We start from the raw sequence: 14793 nt of genomic DNA on the forward strand, positions 1-14793 counted from the left end.
CAATAGGCGGCCTCCATGCGCAGTACCGGCCCGGTGTCGACGGTTCTGCGCCACGGGAGACCGATGCCCCGCCTCCCCTGGGCACCGGCCTCACCGTCCCCTCCGGACCCGGGCCCCGTGCCGGCGTCGCGGACGGATCGGCGCCGTCCCCGAGCTGCCCACCGACCCCGGGCCCACCGGGCGGTCAGGCGCCCCGCGGAGGGGAACGACACACCGTTCAGGCGGGCGATCGTCTCCAGTACCGCGTCCTCCTGCGCCTCACCGGTCTCCGGGCTGATCTGCCGGAACCATGCACGTTGTCCGTACGGCCCGGTCCACTGACGCACCGCCGCCTCGAGATCGTGCAGTTGGACGCCGCGTTGCCTGCGACCCGTCCAGACGTCCGTCAGCGCGCGACCCATCTCGGCGTGCCAGAGGAGCGGCGGTAGATCGTCGAGAACCACCGCCACCCCCACGTGGTTCACGGGGGAGTTGGTCAGGGTCTGAATGAGCCTGTCGGCGGTCGTGCGCCCACGGAAGAGCCAGAGGTCCCCGGTCCGGGTGCGGTGGGCTGCGGCGGCGAGCGGGACGGTGTCGAGGCTCATGCCGCGATCCTGCCAGGTGACGCGGCCGTAGGACCTACCCTTGGACCATGGCACCCCGCGGACGGCAGTGGTTCAAGGTGGTCGGCGCCGCCGGAGTGGTCGGCGTGGCGGCCACAGGCATCCTCGCCGCGCGGACCGAACGCCGGCGGCAGGCCTACGAGCCCGACGAGATCCGGGAGCGACTCCACCAGCGCTACACCCGCCTCCAGTCGCGCCGGGACGGCTCATCGGGCTGACACCCGGATCGGTGCGGTCACCGGTTGGCGATACGCTGGTGTACACCATGACGACGTCCTCCGAGCCCGCCCCCGACCTGCGCCGGGCCCGGCACGATCTGCTCGTCCGACTCGATGACGTCGGCATCCTCGACGCCCACCGGCTCCGGTCGAGGATCCGGAAGGCGCGCGCGGACCAGGTGGCCGACCTGGGCAGGAGGATCGACGACGCCGCCGAACGACTGCGTCGGCGCGCCGGGTCGATCCCGACACCGGAGTACCCCGAGCACCTCCCGGTCAGCGCCCGCAAGGACGAGATCGCGGCGGCGATCCGCGACCACCAGGTCGTGGTGATCGCCGGGGAGACCGGGTCCGGCAAGACCACCCAGATCCCCAAGATCTGTCTGGAACTCGGCCGAGGCGTGCGTGGGATGATTGGACACACCCAGCCCCGCCGTCTGGCGGCCCGGACGGTCGCCGAACGCATCGCCCAGGAGCTCGGAGCGGAGCCCGGCCACCTGGTCGGTTCCGCCGTGCGATTCGACGACCGCACCGGCGCCGACACGGCCGTCAAACTCATGACCGACGGCATTCTGCTCGCCGAGATCCGGAGGGACCGGCTGCTGCGCGCCTACGACACGATCATCATCGACGAGGCGCACGAGCGCAGTCTCAACATCGACTTCCTGGTGGGCTACCTCCGGCAGATCCTGCCCCGCCGACCGGACCTCAAGGTCATCATCACCTCCGCCACGATCGACCCGGACCGCTTCGCGCGCCACTTCGCGGATGCGGCGGGCCGGCCCGCCCCTGTCATCGAGGTCTCCGGTCGCACGTTCCCGGTGGAGATCCGGTACCGGCCGCTCCGGGTCGACCACGCGGACCGCACCGTCGACCTGGATCCCCTGGACGCGCTCGCCGACGCCGTGGGCGAACTCCTCGCCGAAGGGGATGGCGACGTCCTCGTGTTTCTGTCCGGCGAGCGCGAGATCCGCGACGCCGAGGAGGTGCTCCGGGGCCGGAGGTTCAAGGCAACGGAGATCTTCCCTCTCTTCGCCCGGCTCACCGCCGCCGAGCAGCAACGGGCGTTCCGTCAGCACTCGACCCGGCGCGTCGTCCTGTCGACCAACATCGCGGAGACCTCGGTGACGGTTCCGGGAATCCGCTACGTCGTGGACACCGGCCTCGCGCGGATCTCCCGCTATTCGACACGCACCAAGGTCCAGCGACTGCCGATCGAACCCATCTCACAGGCCTCCGCCGCGCAGCGCGCCGGCCGTTGTGGCCGCGTCGCCGACGGCATCTGCATCCGCCTGTACTCGGAGGATGACTTCGACTCCCGGCCGCAGTTCACCGACCCGGAGATCCTGCGCACCAATCTGGCGTCGGTCATCCTGTCGATGGCCGATCTCGACCTGGGCGCCGTGGACGATTTCCCGTTCGTCGAACCACCCGACCGCAAGGCCGTCCGGGACGGGATGACGCTGCTCACCGAACTCGGTGCGCTCCGGATCGACGACGACGGGCGCCCGCACCTGACGAGGGTGGGTCGCGACATGGCGTCCCTCCCCCTCGATCCCCGTCTGGCGCGGATGGTGGTGGAGGGCCACCGCAACCGCGCGCTGGGGGACGTCCTGGTGGTGGTGGCGGCGCTGACGGTTCAGGACGTGCGGGAGCGACCCGCCGAGGACCGAGACAAGGCGGACCAGTTCCACCGTCGGTTCGCCGACAAGTCCTCGGACTTCCTGGGTTACCTCAACCTGTGGCGCTACCTCACGGAACAGCGCCGCGAACTCTCTGGCAGCGCGTTCCGCAAGATGTGCAAGGCCGAGTATCTGCACTGGTTGCGGATCCGGGAATGGCAAGACCTCACCGCCCAGTTGACCAGCATGTGCCGGGACCGGGGTTGGCATCCGCCGTCCGGCCACGCCGCGGAGGACGACCTCCACAAGGCGATCCTGTCCGGCCTGCTCACCAACGTCGGGATGAAAGACGAGGACACCAGGGAGTTCCGCGGCACCCGCGGCATCCGCTTCCAGGTGTTCCCCGGTTCCGATCTCGCCCGCAGACCACCGCGCTGGGTCATGGCCTCCGAGCTGGTGGAGACGTCCAGGCTGTGGGCCCGTGATGTCGCGCGCATCGACCCGGCGTGGATCGAAACCCTCGGGGCGCACCTGGTCCGGTCCCAGTACTCCGAGCCGCACTGGTCCGACGCCCAGGGCGCCGCGATGGCCTACGAGAAGGTTCTCCTCCTGGGTCTGCCCGTCGTCGAATCGCGCCGCATCCTCCTGTCCCGGGTCGATGCACCGCTCGCCCGGGAGATGCTGGTCCGGCACGGCATCGTGGAGGGCCGGTGGTCAACCCGCATCCCGGTGATCACCGAGAACGCCGCGGCGGTGGAGCAGGCGCGCGAACTGGAGACCCGGAGCAGGCGCCGGGGCCTGGTCATCGATGACGACGCGGTGGTCGAGTTCTACCTCGAGCGACTCCCCACCGACATCACCTCTGGGCGCCACCTGGAGTCGTGGTGGAAGAAGCAGGGCCGCAAGGATCCGGACCGTCTACGACTGACGCCCGAGCGGATCCGCACCTCGGACACCGCTCCGGCCGCCTCCGAGTTCCCGCCGATCTGGAAGCAGGGTGAGCGGGATTTCGAGCTCAGGTACGCGTTCGACCCTGGTGTCGACTCCGATGGCATCACCGTGCGGATCCCTCTCCCCCAGTTGTCCTCGGTCGCGGCCTCCGGTTTCGAGTGGCTGGTCCCCGGCCTTCGGGAGGAGTTGTACACCGAGATGCTGCGAACTCTGCCCAAGTACCTACGGCGTCTGTGCTCCCCTCCCGCCGAATACGCACAGCTGCTGGCCGGAGATCTCACCCCGCGCTCGGCTCCTCTCCCGGTGGCTCTCGCCGGGGCGCTCTCGGCCAGGATCGGGACGACCGTCGATCCCCGCGAATTCCATCCGGAACACCTCCCCGGCCATCTGCGCATGCGCTTCGAGGTCGTCGACGGCGACGAGGTGGTGGCCTCGGGTACCGATCTCGCCGCCCTGCGCAGCCGCCTGGTGGAGAAGGTCCGAGCCACGCTCAACTCGCGACTCGTCCCCGACGACGGGCCCCATCGGACCTGGACCGCGGACACGATCGGGGACCTGGAGACCTCGATCAGCGGGACGGTCGACGGTGTCGAGGTGACGGTCTATCCGGCGCTGCAGGTGCGCCCGGACGGCCTCCACCGGATCGCGTGCGCCACCGAGGAGGAGAGGAGGGCCGCTCAGGCCGCGGCCGTGTTGACGATGATCTCGAAGGATGTGATCACCGCGGCGGCGATACTCCGGGGCCGTCCGGTGGAGCAGCGCCTCGCGCTCACCCAGTATCCCCACGGCGGCGCCGACGGACTGGTCTCGGACGCGGCCCTGGCCGCGTGTGGACGGATGCTCGCCGCACGTCAGGGGGTGCCGGTACTCACCGTGCAGGAGTTCGAGGAGCTGCGTGCGCGGGCCAGGGCCGAAGCGCCGGGCGCCGTCTCGGCGTCGATCACCGCCGCTCTCCCGGCGCTGGTCGCCGCGCGATCGGTGACGGCGCGGTTGGAGCAGACCCCGCGTGATGTCGCAGACGATGTCCGACCCGCGCTGGACTTCCTCGTGGGCAAGGGATTCCTCGCGCGTCACCCCGTCGAGGTCCTGCCGCAACTGGAGCGTCATGTGAGAGCGATCGACCTCAGGCTCGACCTGGCGGAGAAGTCACCGGCGAGGTATCGGGAGCTCACCGCACGGCTCGAGGAGTCGGAGGCAACCGTGGCACAGGCGACGGCGGCACTGCGCGGGCGACCGGGTGGGGCGAGGACGTCCCGGGATCTGCGATGGATGCTGGCGGAGTATCGCGTCGGACTCTTCGCACAGTCCCTGGGCACCTCGCGCCCTGTCTCCGCCGAGAGGATCGAGAAGGCGGTGACCGCCGCTCTCTCCCGCCGGACCGGGAGGTGAGCCCACGACGCCCGCCTCGCTACCTCTCGCTCACGAATCCGGGGTTCGCCCAGCCCCGCGGGCCTGAATCACTCGGTCCACCCGATCCACCCTCGCCAGCACGTACCGTTGCATCGCGACGGGAACAAGGTGCACGCCGACACCGAGTACCACCACGATCACCGCGCTCCACCAGGCGCCGGCGAACACGAGTGGGATGCCCACCGCGGCGTGGATCCCCGCGCCCACCCCGTGGGCGACCAGGCTCTGCGTGGCCCTGGCGCGAATCTCCACCAACCCAGTCCGACCATGGCACGAGTTGACGCGTCGCCCGAGAGCGCGATTCCATCCGACCCGATCCAGCGCACGGAGTACGGAGGGGATACCGAACAAGCGGGCGCGGTGGATCGTCCGCTGCGTCGTAGCGGTCACCCACCTCGGGATCATCGCTTCGGGCACGGGGCCCATAACGCCCAGGATCCCGAGGACACCGGCCGAGAACGCCCACGGGAATACCGGGTGGTGAGGCCCGATGACCAGCCAGGCGATCACGATGAACGGCACCAACAGTGACGCGCTCGCAACCACCCGGAGCATGGTCTGAGAGTAGATCAGTGCCGCGGAACGGGGCTCAACGCGGCGGGCCCGCGCTCGTCGCTACGTCGAAGAACCCTCGCTCACCGGTGAGCGGCGTGGCGCTCTCTGAGTGCGATGATCTCGCGCTCGAAGTCTGCTGCGGAACTGAACTGCTTGTACACGGAGGCGAAGCGCAGATAGGCGACCTCGTCGAGATCCTGGAGAGGTCCCAGGATGGCCAGTCCGATCTCATGAGCGGGAACCTCGGACGCCCCGCCGGCCCTGACCGCATCCTCGACCTGCTGAGCGAGCCGCCGGAGCGCGTCCTCGTCGACCGACCTCCCCTGGCAGGCGCGGCGCACGCCGCGGACCACTTTGTCCCGACTGAAACGTTCCGTCACGCCGTTGCGTTTGAGGACGGTCAACAGCGGTGTCTCAAGGGTGGTGAACCGGTGTCCGCATTCGGGGCACTCGCGTCGACGCCGTATCGCCTGCCCCTCGTCGACCGACCGCGAATCGATCACCCGAGAGTCCTCGTGGTGACATATGGGGCAGTACATTCCAGCTTCGCCATTCGTCGACCTGGTCCGAACCGGTCCACCGGCCGGAGCCGACAGCGGTGCGAGGGCGACGGGCCGCCGTCCCGGGACCATTCTAGAAGGCGATGCCGTGGGTCACGCGTAGGCGGGCCCGCCCACGAGGGCCAACGCCAACAGCATCAGGATTCCGAAGACGATGCCGCCGACCACCAGCGCCCAGGTCGGCACGTCGTCCACCACCGGTGCAGCCGGTCTCGCCTCCACCCCGCACGCCCTGACCTGACCCGTGGACGCCGTCCGCACGCTCACCCGGCGACCGGGTGCCACCGACCGCGTGGGCACCTTCCGGCCACGGTCGAGGGTGCGGGTGACGGACGGGACCTCGGCAGGGACGCGCGTCCCCTCCCTGGGTGAATCGAACCGGTCGTGCGCGGTCGCACACACCTCCGTCCACGGGATGGACGGACGCGATCGTTGCTGCATTTCCAGGACGGTCATGACCACTCCCCACTCGACACTCCGTGCGAACCGGATTCGCACACTCGTGTGACTATTTGTGCACATCTGTTCGAACCCGAACGTGCCTAGAGTTGTATCACGCGGGTCCGACAGAGTCGACACCTGCGCGCGAATTCTTCGAACACCTGTGTGGCGCCCCCGCCCGGTCCGACGTAGGGTGTACACAGAAAGAGACGTCGAACACCCATTCGCTGAAGGGACCGCCGCATGCCCAAACCAGACTTCGAGGCCCTGACGACACGCCAGAAGAGCGTGCTGTTGCACATCCACGACACCGTCAAGGAGAGGGGTTATCCGCCGAGCATCCGGGAGATCGGTGATGCGGTCGGCCTACAGTCCACCTCCTCCGTGGCCCATCAGCTGCGGACCCTGGAGAAGAAGGGCTTCCTGACCCGCGACCCCCACAAGCCGCGGGCGGTCGACGTCCACGGCGTCCCCGGTCAGAGATCGCGGGGGCGACGTGCACCCGCGCAGGAGGACGTACGGCCCGGCGGAGCCGTCGAACCGGTCTACGTCCCGGTCCTGGGGCGGATCGCGGCCGGCGGTCCGATCCTCGCCGAGCAGGCTGTGGAGGAGGTATTCCCCCTGCCCTCCGACCTGGTGGGATCAGGAGACCTGTTCATGCTCAGGGTTGTCGGCGAATCGATGATCGACGCCGCGATCTGTGACGGCGACTATGTGGTGGTCCGTCGGCAGAATGTCGCCGACAACGGCGAGATCGTGGCGGCGATGATCGACGGCGAGGCCACGGTCAAGACGTTCCGCAGGGATTCGACCGGGGTCTGGCTCCTGCCCCACAACCCCTCGTTCCGTCCCATCCCCGGAGAGCACGCGACGATCCTCGGGAAGGTCGTGACCGTCTTCCGCAAGCTCTGAGCCTGTGCCGATGGTGCGTCGCCTGACCTCACCCGGCCGAGGCGGGAACCACGATCGCGACGTGGGTCAGGGCAGATCGGACCCTCACGGCGCTCTGGTCAGGCGACCCCGTCACGCCGGTCGGGGACGCGATACTCGTCGAGTTCTCCCGCCACTGAGGCGGGGAGTCGAACCTCTATCCGGGTTCCGTCCTTCGTGTGATCCTCGGCGACCACAGCGCCCTCCGCGTGGACACGGGAGACCACGTCTCCCCTCGTGAAGGGGATCTCGAGCGTGACCCGCGTGTCCCCCGAGGCGACCACCCCCATGATCCTCTCGAGGAGTTCGTCGAAACCCTGACCCGTCGCCGCCGACACGAACACCGCGTCCGGTAGCGCGTGGTGCAGCTCCGTCAGCACGACGGGGTCGGCCACATCGATCTTGTTGATCACCACGAGTTCGCGGGGCCTCTCGGCGTGCTGCTCCTCCACGACGTCGTTGATGACTGTCCGGACGGCGTCGATCTGGCGCAACGGGAACGTGTCAGATCCGTCCACCACGTGCAGGAGGAGCTCGGAATCGACGACCTCTTCCAACGTCGACCGGAACGCCTCGACGAGCTGCGTCGGGAGGTGCCGGACGAATCCGACGGTGTCGGTGAAGACCACCACTCGCCCATCGGGGAGCTCGGCGCGCCGGGTCGTCGGGTCCAGGGTCGCGAACAGTGCGTTCTGGACCAGCACTCCCGCGCCCGTCAGTCGGTTGAGCAGACTCGACTTGCCGGCGTTGGTGTACCCGGCGATGGCGATCGACGGCACCGGGGTCGCGCGCCGTCGATGACGCTTGGTGTCGCGCGCCTGCTTCATGCCCTTGATCTCCCGGCGGAGTCTGGCGGTGCGCTCCCTGATCCGGCGGCGGTCGGTCTCGATCTTCGTCTCACCGGGGCCACGGAGCCCGACGCCACCGTTGCTCCCCGCCCTGCCGCCGGCCTGCCGGGAGAGCGCCTCGCCCCAGCCGCGCAACCGCGGGAGCATGTACTCCATCTGCGCAAGCGAGACCTGGGCCTTGCCCTCACGACTGGTGGCGTGCTGGGCGAAGATGTCGAGGATCAGGGCGGTGCGGTCGATCACCTTGACGTTGACCACCTTCTCGAGGGCGATGAGCTGGCCGGGTGTCAGTTCACCGTCGCAGATCACCGTGTCCGCGCCCGTCGCGGCGATGACGTCCTTGAGGGTCCTGGCCTTACCGGAACCGATGTAGGTGGCGGGGTCCGGCTTGTCGCGCCGCTGGATCAACGCATCGCAGACCTCCGAGCCCGCGGTCTCGGCGAGCTGGGCCAGCTCGGCCATGGCGGCCTCCGCCTGCGCTGACGTGCCCTCGGTCCAGACCCCGACCAGGACGACACGCTCCAGACGGAGCTTGCGGTACTCCGCGTCGTTGACATCCTGGAGCTCGGTCGACAGGCCGACGACTCGGCGCAGCGACGAGCGCTCCTCGAGCTGGAAGTCTCCGACCGAAGGGTCATGGTCTCGTGTGGCCTGGTCAGGGGCGGCGTCATCGATAGTCATCCACCAGCATCATCTCACAGATGCGTCCACGACGCCTCCGCGAACGGAGCCGGGCGTCACCCTGTGTACCACCCGTGCGCGACGAGCTCGGACGGTCCGGTGAGGGTCGAACCGGAACCGGTCAGGGTCACCCCGACCTCGCCCCCGGGGACGGAGACCAGGACCTCGCCCGTGGCCTCTCCGGCGTCGGCCAGAGCCGCGACGGCGGTGGCGACGATGCCGGTGCCGCAGGACATCGTCTCCCCCGATCCCCGCTCATGGACGCGCATCGACACCCGTCCGTCCACCAGCGGGGTGGCGAACTCCACGTTGACCCCCTCGCCGAAGAACGCGGTGTCGTAGACCGGCGCCTCGTGCACCGGTAGGTCGCGTAACCCCGCGGCCCCCAGACCCGGGACCACGCACGCGAGGTGCGGGTTGCCCATGTCCACGGCGAGGCCCGCGTACACGCGTCCGGCGAGTTCCGCCGAGGACACCCCGAGGAGCACGGGTTCACCCATGTCCACACGGACCACGGCGTGGGTGTCGTCGTGGTGGAGGATGTCGGCGGGACGGGGACCGGACCGGGTGCCGACGGCGATCCGGCCGACCCCGGCACGGCCGGTCGCGACGAGGGCGTGGGCGAACACCCTCACGCCGTTGCCGCACATCTCCGCGATCGAACCGTCCGCATTCCGGTAGTCCATGAACCAGTCCACGGCATCGACGCCGTCCGGCAGAGCGGGGAGGACGCCCCGGTCGACCAGGGCACCGGCCGTGGCGATCCGGAGTACCCCGTCCGCGCCGAGTCCGCCCCGCCTGTCGCACAGCGCCCTCACCAGGTCCTCGTCGAGCCCCAGTTCCGCCCGGTCGTCGGGCAGGATCACGAAGTCGTTGAGAGATCCGTGACCCTTGATGAAGGACAGTCCCTCGGACGGTTCGGTCACAGGCGTGGAGGTCATGGCATCCGAGTCTAGCGACCCCGGCACCCCGTTCCACCCTGCGGAAAAGACGGATGATCACAGGGCTCGTGAGCACTAGAGTCGTCTGCAGGAACGGTCCCTATGTGAGGAGAGCATCGATGTCCGAACGCATCACTGTCGGCGGTATTCAGGTCGACGAGGTCCTCTACGACTTCGTCAACACCGAGGCGATCCCGGGCACCGGGGTCGATCCCGACGCGTTCTGGGCCGGTGTCTCCGAGATCTTCACGGATCTGGCCCCCCGCAACCGTGAACTGCTCGAGACCCGCGACGCGTTGCAGTCCAAGATCGACGCCTGGCACCACGAGAACCCTGCCCCGATCGACCAGCGCGCGTACACGCAGTTCCTGCGGGACATCGGCTACCTGGTTCCCGAGCCGGATTCCGTCTCCGTCACCACGGAGAACGTCGACGCGGAGATCGCGACCGTCGCCGGACCGCAGCTCGTCGTCCCGGTCATGAACGCCCGCTTCGCGATCAACGCCGGCAACGCCCGGTGGGGATCGCTCTACGACGCGCTCTACGGCACCGACGCGATCCCGGAGTCGGACGGGGCGGAACAGGGCTCGGGGTACAACAAGGTCCGCGGCGACAAGGTCATCGCCTGGGCCCGCGAGTTCCTGGACGACGCCGTGCCGCTGGCGTCGGGCAGCCATGTGGGCTCCACCGGATACGCCGTCGTCGACGGCAGTCTCCAGGTGACCGTCGCCGACGGGTCGACCACCGGCCTTAAGGCCCCGGAGAAGTTCGTGGGGTACCTCGGTCAGTCCGCATCCCCGTCGTCCGTCCTGCTCTGCAACAACGGGCTGCACATCGAGATCCAGATCGACCCGGACTCCCCGATCGGTTCCACGGACTCCGCGGGCGTCAAGGACGTCGTCCTGGAGTCCGCCGTCTCCACCATCATGGACTTCGAGGACTCCGTCGCCGCCGTCGACGCCCAGGACAAGACCCTCGGGTACCGCAACTGGCTGGGCCTCATGAAGGGTGACCTGTCCGAGGAGATCACCAAGGGCGACAAGACCTTCACCCGCGTCCTGAACGACGACCGGGTCTTCACCGCTCCCGACGGCGCGGGCGAGGTCAGACTCCACGGCCGCTCCATGCTCTTCGTGCGCAACGTCGGTCACCTGATGACCAACCCGGCGGTTCTCGACGCCGACGGCAATGAGCTGCCGGAGGGGATACTCGACGCTCTCATCACCTCCCTGGCGGGGATGCACGGGATCGCCGAGGGCAACGAGCGCGGGAACAGCCGGCACGGGTCGATCTACATCGTCAAGCCCAAGCAACACGGACCCGACGAGGTCGCGTTCACCACCGAGCTGTTCAGCCGGGTCGAGCAACTCCTCGGCCTGCCGGCGAACACCCTGAAGGTGGGGATCATGGACGAGGAGCGCCGCACCTCGGTCAATCTCGCGGCCTGCATCGCCGAGGCCACGGAGCGCGTCGTCTTTATCAACACCGGATTCCTCGACCGGACGGGCGACGAGATCCACACCTCCATGGAAGCCGGGCCGATGATCCGCAAGGGCGAGATGAAGTCCGCCCGGTGGATGACCGCCTACGAGGACTTCAACGTCGACACCGGTCTCGCGTGCGGACTCCGCGGCCGAGCGCAGATCGGGAAGGGCATGTGGGCCAAGACCGACCTCATGGCGGAGATGCTCGCCGAGAAGATCGGTCAGCCCCGCGCCGGCGCGAACACCGCGTGGGTGCCCTCCCCGACAGGCGCCACGCTGCACGCCACCCACTACCACCGGGTCAACGTGATGGCCCGCCAGGAGGAGCTGCTCGCCGGCGGCGCCCGCGCGAGTGTCGACGACATCCTCACGGTGCCGCTCGCACCGGACACCACCTGGTCGGACGCCGAGAAGAAGGAGGAGGTCGACAACTCGTGTCAGACCATCCTCGGCTACGTGGTCCGCTGGGTCGAGCAGGGAATCGGTGTCTCGAAGGTGCCGGACATCCACGACGTCAACCTCATGGAGGACCGCGCCACCCTGCGGATCTCCTCGCAGATGCTGGCCAACTGGATCCGCCACGACATCATCACGGCGGACGACGTCGAGGACTCGCTCCGACGGATGGCCGAGATCGTCGACGGGCAGAACGCCGGTGACGAGGCGTACCGGAACATGGCGCCGGACGTCGAATCCTCGATCGCCTGGCAGGCGGCCCGCGAGCTCATCCTCGAGGGGACCCGCCAACCGTCGGGCTACACCGAGCCGATCCTGCACCGCCGCCGTCGCGAGTTCAAGGCGGCCAACGGGCTGTAGACCGGTTCCCACCCGGCATCTCGCGGGACCCGCCACCCGCACCCCCGGGTAGCGGGTCCCGCGACCGGCCGGTCCGGCCGATCAGGGGTGCAGGTGGGCCACCGCGGCCCTCAGGATGTCCACCGCGGCGTCGCGGCGCTCTTCGGTGAACCTCGCCTCGGGACCCGACGCGGACACGGCGACCGCGGCGGCGCCCGCCCCGACCGTGATCGCGACGCAGCGGACCCCCTCTTCTTGTTCCGACTCGTCCGTGGCGAATCCCACGCGCCGGATGCGCTCGAGTTCCTCGATCAGGGTGTCCGGCTCGACGATCGTGGAGTCCGTGTACCCGGGCATACCGGTCCTCGCGAGCATCGCGCGGACCTCGTCGTCGTGGTCTCGGGCGGCCAACGCCTTGCCCACCGCCGTGCAGTGCACGTGCACCCGGCGTCCCACCTCGGTGAACATCCGCATCGAATGCGGTGACGGTACCTGGGCGAGGTACACCACGCCGTCCCCGTCGCGGACGGCGAGGTTGGCGGTCTCGCCGGTCCCCTCGACGACGGCCTCGAGGACCGGTGTCGCCCACGACCGCGTCGCCTGTGCCGCCACCTCACCGATCCGCTGCAACCGGGGGCCGAGCAGATAGTCGCGGCGGGTGTCCCGACGGAGATGACCGGTCTCGGCGAGGGTCCCGCAGAGTCGGTGGACGGTCGCCGCGGCCAATCCGGTATCAGCGCACAGTTCGCCGAGAGTGGCGCGACCGCCTCGGCGGGCCAGCGAGTCGAGCAGGGCGAACGCCCTGTCCACCGACTGGACACGTCCTCGACCAGCGTTCGGTGAGCTCACCGCTGCACCCCGTCCAGGATCTCGAGCGCGGCGTCCAGGGGCGTCCGACCACCGCCAGGTGCCCCGTCGACCGGACGGGTGTCGGTGTCGATCCACCTGATGCGGTGATCACGCCCGAACCAGGACCGCTGCCTGCGGACGTAGCGTCGGGTGCCGATCACCGTCCGCTCGCGGGCGCGGGCCACTCCCCCCTCGTCGATCGCCAGGTCGTCGTCCATCTCGTCGAGTACCTGCGCATACCCGATCGCCCGACGGGCCGTCACGCCCTCGAGCAGTCCGAGTCCGACGAGCCCTCGCACCTCCGCGACCAGCCCGTCATCGAACATCCGGACGGTACGCGCCTCCAGCCGTTCATCCAGTTCTCCGAGCGCGCAGCGGAGGCCGAGCAGGCGTGTGCCCCACCGGGGGTCGCCGATCGTCGGCCTGGAGGCGGAGAACGGCTTCCCGGTCAGTTCGATCACCTCCAGTGCCCGCACCGTCCGGCGGGGATCAGTCGGCAGGATGGACCGCGCGGCCTCGGGGTCCACGCGGCCGAGCTCGGCGTGCAACGCCTGTACCCCGATCTCCTCGAGGCGCCGTTCGTAGGAGGCCCGGACCTGCGGGTCGGTGTCCGGGATGGCCCAGTCGTCGACCAGTGCCTGGATGTACATCATCGACCCCCCGCACAGGATCGGTACGCGCCCGCGTCGCCGGATCTCGGCGACCTCGCGTTCGGCCTCGCGACGGAAATCGGCGACGCTCGCGGTCTGCGTCACGTCGAGCACGTCGAGCCTGTGGTGCGGGATCCCGCGCCGGAGGGACAGCGGCAGCTTCGCGGTGCCGATGTCCATGCCCCGGTACTGCTGCATGGCGTCGCAGTTGATCACCTCCCCGCCCAGCCGCTCCGCCAGATCGAGGGCGAGCTCGGACTTCCCGGTCCCGGTCGGCCCCACCACGGCGACCGGTACTGGGCCGCTCACTCCTGGTCCCCCGCCGCCGCGGAGTCCGAGGACGACAAGGCCCATCGAGCACTGTGGTACCCCACCCCGAAGGGGGCCCACGAGATCGACTCCACGGCCGCCCGGTGCCCCACCAGCCCGGAGAGCTCGAGCCACGCGGGCCTGCTCCACCACCCCACCGCCTGCGCCACCACGTCCCCGGGATCCGGGAGCGGACCGCCGTTCCGTAACCACCCGGTCAGGTCGGCATCGAGGGCGACGCCGCGCGGATCCTCGGGGACGGGCGCGCGGGGGGAGAGCGACGCGGGGCCGTCGGCCACGACGACGACGAGGGTGTTCGCGCTCTGGAGCCGTGGGAGCCGCCCGGCAGCGGTGACTCCGACGAAGGACCGGGGCAGGTCGATCCCGGCCCGGTCGAGCAGCCACCAGGCGATCAGCGCGGCGTCGGGGACCTCCTCGTGATCGGCCTGCGGTGCCCCGGGCCGCCCGACTGGCACCTCCGCGCCCCATCGCACCAGGGACGAACTCACGTCACCGATCGTCCGGCCCGCGGTATCCGTTCCCCGCACCAGAGCGCTGTCGACGCCGGCCCCGGCGGCTCTGAGCATCGCCACCACCGCGTCGACCTGCGCGGCCGACTCCCCTGCCGCTGCCCCTGACAGCTCGGGCACCAGGACCGGTGCTCCGGGTACCACTACGACAGAGGTGCTCACACCGAGAACCTTACTGACCACCACCGGAGCCCGACCTCAGGACTCTGCCGGACTCGCGGAAGATACCCCGGCGCCCGGGCAGAGCTTGGTACACACTAGGGGGATACCGACCCCTCACGGGGCCGGTGAGGCGACGACCGGTGGGATTTTCCGGCGATGGTGCCGTGTCACGCGGCGGGACGAGATGAGGACCAGATGAGCGACCAGTCACCGACCAGCCCCGGTGTGGCGAACCCCGGAGCGTCCGCACCGACC

At 69.5% G+C, this 14793-nt stretch carries 13 protein-coding genes; 4 read left to right on the forward strand and 9 right to left on the reverse strand.

Features of this window, described 5'->3' with window-relative positions; translation table 11 throughout:
• Positions 1-584, reverse strand: a 584-nt coding sequence (locus IY392_RS11945; RefSeq protein ID WP_228549338.1) for a hypothetical protein, incomplete at its 3' end; no start/stop codon positions are given.
• A 47-nt stretch (positions 585-631) separates the two neighbouring features.
• Here IY392_RS11945 and IY392_RS11950 point away from each other — a divergent pair.
• Together IY392_RS11950 and hrpA are read left to right on the forward strand one after the other, a co-directional pair.
• A complete protein-coding gene (locus tag IY392_RS11950) occupies positions 632-820 on the forward strand; it encodes a hypothetical protein (RefSeq protein ID WP_017836905.1) in 189 nt (62 codons plus the stop codon).
• A 47-nt stretch (positions 821-867) separates the two neighbouring features.
• A complete protein-coding gene (gene hrpA, locus IY392_RS11955; RefSeq protein ID WP_194861337.1) occupies positions 868-4782 on the forward strand; it encodes an ATP-dependent RNA helicase HrpA in 3915 nt (1304 codons plus the stop codon).
• A gap of 30 nt (positions 4783-4812) precedes the next feature.
• Here hrpA and IY392_RS11960 read toward each other — a convergent pair whose 3' ends face one another.
• The 3 genes from IY392_RS11960 to IY392_RS11970 form a co-directional block, all read right to left on the reverse strand.
• Positions 4813-5358 (reverse strand): hypothetical protein, encoded by a 546-nt coding sequence (locus IY392_RS11960; RefSeq protein ID WP_194861338.1) that lies wholly within the window; start codon positions 5356-5358, stop codon positions 4813-4815.
• Between the two features lie 80 nt (positions 5359-5438).
• The gene (nrdR, locus tag IY392_RS11965) at positions 5439-5897 is read right to left on the reverse strand and encodes a transcriptional regulator NrdR (RefSeq protein ID WP_107756583.1); all 459 of its coding nucleotides are present in this window, start codon (positions 5895-5897) and stop codon (positions 5439-5441) included.
• A gap of 114 nt (positions 5898-6011) precedes the next feature.
• On the reverse strand, positions 6012-6374 hold the full coding sequence (locus IY392_RS11970; protein WP_156607182.1) for a hypothetical protein: 363 nt from the start codon (positions 6372-6374) through the stop codon (positions 6012-6014).
• A 228-nt stretch (positions 6375-6602) separates the two neighbouring features.
• Between IY392_RS11970 and lexA the strand changes: the two genes are divergently transcribed.
• On the forward strand, positions 6603-7271 hold the full coding sequence (gene lexA, locus IY392_RS11975) for a transcriptional repressor LexA (RefSeq protein ID WP_017836910.1): 669 nt from the start codon (positions 6603-6605) through the stop codon (positions 7269-7271).
• 98 nt (positions 7272-7369) lie between these two features.
• Here lexA and hflX read toward each other — a convergent pair whose 3' ends face one another.
• Together hflX and dapF are read right to left on the reverse strand one after the other, a co-directional pair.
• Positions 7370-8818 (reverse strand): GTPase HflX, encoded by a 1449-nt coding sequence (hflX, locus tag IY392_RS11980; RefSeq protein ID WP_194861339.1) that lies wholly within the window; start codon positions 8816-8818, stop codon positions 7370-7372.
• A 56-nt stretch (positions 8819-8874) separates the two neighbouring features.
• Positions 8875-9759: a diaminopimelate epimerase gene (dapF, locus tag IY392_RS11985; protein ID WP_194861340.1), complete on the reverse strand. Its 885-nt coding sequence runs from the start codon at positions 9757-9759 to the stop codon at positions 8875-8877.
• 119 nt (positions 9760-9878) lie between these two features.
• Here dapF and IY392_RS11990 point away from each other — a divergent pair, with 119 nt between their 5' ends.
• Positions 9879-12059 carry a malate synthase G gene (locus tag IY392_RS11990; RefSeq protein ID WP_194861341.1) on the forward strand — a complete coding sequence of 727 codons (2181 nt, stop codon included), beginning with the start codon at positions 9879-9881 and terminating at the stop codon, positions 12057-12059.
• A gap of 81 nt (positions 12060-12140) precedes the next feature.
• Here the strand turns inward: IY392_RS11990 and IY392_RS19610 are convergent, their stop codons facing one another.
• Genes IY392_RS19610 through IY392_RS12005 form a run of 3 tightly spaced genes read right to left on the reverse strand, consistent with a single transcriptional unit; the run spans position 12141 to position 14538 of the window.
• Positions 12141-12848, reverse strand: a complete 708-nt coding sequence (locus tag IY392_RS19610; RefSeq protein ID WP_231750263.1) for an IclR family transcriptional regulator — start codon at positions 12846-12848, stop codon at positions 12141-12143.
• 35 nt (positions 12849-12883) lie between these two features.
• Positions 12884-13891 carry a tRNA (adenosine(37)-N6)-dimethylallyltransferase MiaA gene (miaA, locus tag IY392_RS12000; RefSeq protein ID WP_194861342.1) on the reverse strand — a complete coding sequence of 336 codons (1008 nt, stop codon included), beginning with the start codon at positions 13889-13891 and terminating at the stop codon, positions 12884-12886.
• Positions 13843-14538: a hypothetical protein gene (locus tag IY392_RS12005; protein ID WP_231750265.1), complete on the reverse strand. Its 696-nt coding sequence runs from the start codon at positions 14536-14538 to the stop codon at positions 13843-13845. The genes miaA and IY392_RS12005 overlap by 49 nt, the downstream gene beginning before the upstream one ends.
• Positions 14539-14793 lie beyond the last annotated feature (255 nt).

Origin of the sequence: Dietzia sp. SYD-A1 (assembly GCF_015356725.1) — a bacterium.
Lineage (GTDB): Bacteria > Actinomycetota > Actinomycetes > Mycobacteriales > Mycobacteriaceae > Dietzia.